This window comes from Pseudoalteromonas sp. Isolate6, from assembly GCF_022398435.1.
Taxonomy (GTDB): domain Bacteria; phylum Pseudomonadota; class Gammaproteobacteria; order Enterobacterales; family Alteromonadaceae; genus Pseudoalteromonas; species Pseudoalteromonas galatheae.
Genome location: NZ_JAKEVK010000275.1, coordinates 1 through 4,901, shown reverse-complemented (window position 1 = coordinate 4,901; position 4,901 = coordinate 1). Strand labels below are relative to the sequence as shown.

5 protein-coding genes are annotated in these 4,901 nt (G+C 39.3%); all 5 read left to right on the top strand.

Going from position 1 to position 4,901, the window contains the following annotated elements; translation table 11 throughout:
- On the top strand, positions 1 to 1,782 hold a 1,782-nt coding region (locus tag L1D50_RS21550; RefSeq protein WP_239966790.1), incomplete at its 5' end, for a hypothetical protein.
- On the top strand, positions 1,772 to 2,410 hold the full coding sequence (locus L1D50_RS21545) for a glycine zipper domain-containing protein (protein ID WP_161568693.1): 639 nt from the start codon (positions 1,772 to 1,774) through the stop codon (positions 2,408 to 2,410). The genes L1D50_RS21550 and L1D50_RS21545, both read left to right, overlap by 11 nt.
- A complete protein-coding gene (locus L1D50_RS21540) occupies positions 2,410 to 2,898 on the top strand; it encodes a hypothetical protein (protein ID WP_128727492.1) in 489 nt (162 codons plus the stop codon). Before L1D50_RS21545 ends, L1D50_RS21540 begins: the two co-directional genes overlap by 1 nt.
- Before the next feature lie 9 nt (positions 2,899 to 2,907).
- Complete coding sequence (locus L1D50_RS21535; protein WP_239966789.1) at positions 2,908 to 3,894, top strand: Calx-beta domain-containing protein; 987 nt, start codon at positions 2,908 to 2,910, stop codon at positions 3,892 to 3,894.
- A 567-nt stretch (positions 3,895 to 4,461) separates the two neighbouring features.
- Positions 4,462 to 4,901: hypothetical protein (locus L1D50_RS21530; protein ID WP_239966788.1), on the top strand; the 440-nt coding region annotated here is incomplete at its 3' end.

The window sequence follows — 4,901 nt, the reverse complement described above, 5'->3', positions numbered from 1 at the left end:
TTATTTAATTTAATAGATAAGCACCTGCATCACTGCATGTCGAAAATGTATAAGAAATGTTTGGACTCACAAAATAGCAACTTATTAGATGAGTTTTATCAGCTAGAGCTACAGCGTGGAGAAAGCAGTGAATTAAACACGTCGGTGTGCGAGCAAATGCAGCAAGAATTAAAAGGAATGGATTTTAATATTGGCTTCACACTGCGTAACGCACCAGAGCGATATGCCGAATTTAAATATAGTACCAAGATTAAAGAAACGGGCTTAGAAGTAACGTCCGAATGTCAAATGACATTGAATAACTACCAAGCCTATCGCAAGTCTGAAATTAGCGATATCGAGGGGGTGGTAGCACACATGAAAGCGGGTATTGATAGAGCAATCCGTCAGCATATTTTGGGCAAATCTGAAATGGATTTGCTGAGCAACTTCAAAACGGCAACGAGTCAAGACGTCTCTATCTCCGATCAGGTTAAAAATAGTGTTAAGCAACAAGCTACCGCAATTGGTTATGAACTTAATTCATTTCATACATTACCAAACATTGCTCCGCTGAGGTTATTGAATGGGTTGATGCTCACGTTTGATAAAGAAGATGGCGCATTTAAAACGGGGATGTTTGGTAGCCGTGTAAGGTTAAATATTCGCATGGAAGTTAAGGCAAAAGAAGGAGAGTTTGAAAAATATCGTCACTTATTTGCAAGTAGTGAAAACGACAATCAGATTGATTTGTTAGCGATAACGCAAGCACAAATTCTCGACAGAATAAAAGTACTAGTACACGACATTTGCAAAGAAGTGATGTTGAATGACAAGTTTAATCATTACAAAGCATTAAGTCAGTTTGAAGAATTAATTCGGCCTCAACTTGAAGGTGAAATTGGCAAACGATTAAGTGAACAGCATGGCTTGGTGGTAAGTATTAAGTCACTAATGGCAGTTGAATCTGAAGATGCCATGAGGCTTGAAGAGCTAAGAGGTAAAAAAATACCAATCCAATTTAAGCATTTTTTTGGTGGACAAGACGGGATTGGTGCCGAGTATTCATTCAGTGGCGCATTTGAAGTGCTCGGTCTAGTCGTCAGTGATGCCGGTGGTGAACATAGTTGGGAAACGTTTGAAAAATGGGACTTTGGTTACCGAATCGATTCTCCTGAGCGTCATACCAACACAGCCCTTAAAGGGAATGACGATAGAGTCTGTAAAAAATTGGCGATTGAGAATGAACTAGAAGATATAAAACAGGAAGTTATTAGGCTTTTCAAGGCATCAACATTACTTATCCCTTCCATTACGCTTTGGGTAAACAAACGTGAATATAACGCAAAGTTACAAGATGAATTACTCAGTGAGGTATCGGCTCTGTTGAGGCGCAGTCGAGGAATGGATCTACTGATTGAAAGACTAGAAATTAAAGACGAAAGCCTGATCCAAGCGCAGCTTGATAGTCGAGATCGTAAGCTCAAATCAATTGCCGATGTCGATAGTATGCGTTTAGAGCAGCGTTTAGTTGATTTAAAACAAAGCAAAGACGAAAAGCAAAAGCTGGCAGACGAAGTTACAGAAAGAAGGTTGAGTTTCCTGCGCGACAGCGATGATTTTGAGGACTTACTAGAAGAAAAAGAGCGTATCGAAAATGATTACCGTCATTTAAATACTAAAGAGTCGACCATAGAAGAGCTACTACCTGCCCCTAACAGCCATGCCTCGAGCGATATCGAAGAATTAGCTGATGTACTTACTAAATCCAATAACCAGTGGGAAACGAACGATGAAAAGTAGGAAAAACCTTGTTGCTGCTTCAATCATGACAGCTTTGCTATCCGGGTGTGCAATGACTGACGACACTAAAACTCGAGCCGAGGGAGCATCGACAGGTGCGCTCATTGGTGGTGCGCTTGGTTTGGTGTTAGGTGACAATAAGCAAGCCGCGATGATTGGTGCATTGATTGGTGCTGTTGCCGGTGATCTTTATGCCAAGAGTGTGGTTAAGAAGAAGCAGGATTACGCTAATACTGAGTTATATATGCAAGATGTGATTAAAGGGGCACAAGAGAAACTTATCGCAGCAAAAAATGAAAGAGAAAAAATTCATTTGGAAATAGAAGGTTATACCGCTCAGTTAGAAAGCATTGAGGCAGAGTCTCAAAAACGCAGTGCTGAGTATAGTGGCTTAGAAACGCAAAAAGATAGCTTGTCTAAAGCGGTTTCCAAGTCAGCTAAGTTAGTCGAGATATTGACTGAAGAAATTCAGTACCAAAAGGATGTGCTGGCACAAGAAAGAGAAACAGTTTCTGTACAATTAGCCTCACATAGTGAAACGGTTATTCAACAACTTCTTGCTGAAAAGAACGAGCTAGAACTCATGCAAGCCCAGCTAGCTTCATTAGATAGACGGAAATTATACTAATGCTGAAGCGGGTTATATATTGCTTGTTTTTGTCTTTGCTATCAGGTTGTGAGACGACAGGTGATCCAACAACTGGTGGGTTGTATGGATGGAGCGAAGAAAAAGCAAAGCAACGACAGGCACAGCTAAACCGAAGGGTAGTGGATATCGAAGCTCAAATGAATGCGATTGAAGAAGAAAATCAAGAGCTTGAAAGTGACAAGGTACAACTAACGCAGTTGATAGTAATACAAAGTGAGAAGTTAAACGCTTTAATTGCAAGCCATGATGCGTTGCTGGGTAAGATAGAAACATACAAAGGTCTTGAGCGTATTAATCAGACAAAAATTAGCCAGCTGAAAACACGCTACCCATGGCTCGGCCTGAGTCGAGAGGAGGTCTTGAGACAATTTCAAGAAGCGGCAAGCGAATCACGACAACAGCAAATGCTAAACCAGCTAGAGAGTGAGCTTGAATCACTAGCACAAGAAATAGATATGATACTTTGAGTAATGTAGATGTCGATTAAACCAATAAAAGCACAATATTATTGCAGCAATATAGAACACTGTAGTAATGCTCGGGCGCATAAGTTATTTACTAAATCATATGCCAACAAGTGTGGTGTTTGTGCTCAGCCATTACTGTTTGCGCGTTGGCATTTTTCGTTTGTTACTTCCTTTAGTTGGGTACTTTGTTTATCAACATTAGCAGCGCTGTCTTATCCATATTTCTTTCCTAAAGAATATGAAAATATTACTTTTTCTGGTGTGAAGACTGAAGTTCAAGAGTCTAGTGCTGTCGTGGAAGTTACTCTTCATCGAACAACTGGCATTGATTTAGTACAACAGATTGAGTTGATAACAGAAGATGGTACTGCAAAAGCAGCTGAGGACTATCGAGCTCTTGATATTGCTTTACAGTTCCAGCCTGGTGAAGTGCAAAAATCAATAAATATTCCTATTATTCCTGACTCTGATGTCTATGAAAACAATGAAATGTTTTACATTAAGCTGAAAAATGTGAAAGGGCAGCCGTCACATATCGTGATGATTGTCGAAGCTGGAGTAAACAAAGACTTAGTGGAAAAAAGCAGCCTTTTGGTAAGTAACCTTTCAGCTCTTGCTGCGGACCTTTCGAATGATTTGAAACAGCTTGAGATCCTTGGTAACTATTTGTCAAGAAAAGAAAACCCAAAGGCTAACTTGGTCAAGAATTACCGTGATACTCAAGATAATATTCAAAGAGCGAGAGAAAAATACATTATTCTGTTTAATGAAGCTTTAGATTTGGATCCTAATGTTTTGAGAAATGCACTGGACTCCCACCTTGAAGCGCTGAAAAAACAACAGTTTCATACTCAATATGAAGCAACAACAGTGATGAAAGCTCAGTTACTTGACTACTTGAGTTCCAGAGTTTCTAACTCGCCTAAGTGGCTTGAAGAGTTAGGTGAGGTGGTAAAACTTGAAGTGAAAGCAAATAACAATGGTAGTGTTATCTAATCTGGGTTGCTTGTTTATTGGGCTAACTTTCAACTAAGCCAATGGGCAGCGCACTCAGCGCTGCTGCATACTCCCCATCAACAGAAGTGAAAATCGAGAGAACTTTTGTTCATTATTCGATGAGTTAGCAATAGCTCATTGAAGCACCCTCAAATACCACGAGCCTTCAGCTTAAGGTGTTTAAGTTCAACCATTACATCGAACTACAATATTTACCTGCAAAACTTTCAAGCAAACCGATTGCTGGCTAAAGAGCTGGCAGAGTGGGTTGTCTGTAATTGACGTTTGTAAAAATACTGAGCTAGTTTGAAATCGTTTTATATCAAATGCTACAAGTAGCACCTTCCTTTTTCTAATCTATTTCCTATTTCTTTCCGAAGTTTTTAACTTATTGATATTAAATGGCTTATTGGTTTGTGATTTTGCCAAATATCGGCCTCTGGCATCTGCCATTATCGCCTTAACCTTATGTCTATCGGGCAAACAAGCAAATGCCTGATGCAAGGTGAACTCTGGCTGCAGACAGATTTTACCTCTCCTTTAAAAACAGAATGAGAGGAATTTACTATGTCTTTTAAAATTGAAGCATGTAATTTTAATAATATTGATGTCGCAGTTAAAACGTTGAAAGAAAACTATGTGGAAAACTTTCCGGCTATCAGAGTTACCAAAGATAAAATCTTAGGTAAAGGGATTTCTCTATACCTACTTAGTGATATAAGCCAAGTTCCACATAATCCAATAGCCACTTTTGGATTGAGCAGCGCGTATGAAGATGAAGATGTTTGGAAAGAAGTAAGGGCATCATTAAGCGATGGCTTTGACCCTAAAAAGGATGCAGTTGTCGGCCAGCTTAGTATATCGAGTAAAGATGTCGCAATTACCAGAGTGGTTTATGGCCTATTATTAGATAAAGCACAACAGATGGGTTTCGAGCGGTTGTTTTTTATCCTGAGAGGGAATGTTGATTTTTATAAAAAGTTATTTAACGCTATGCTGATTAAAAA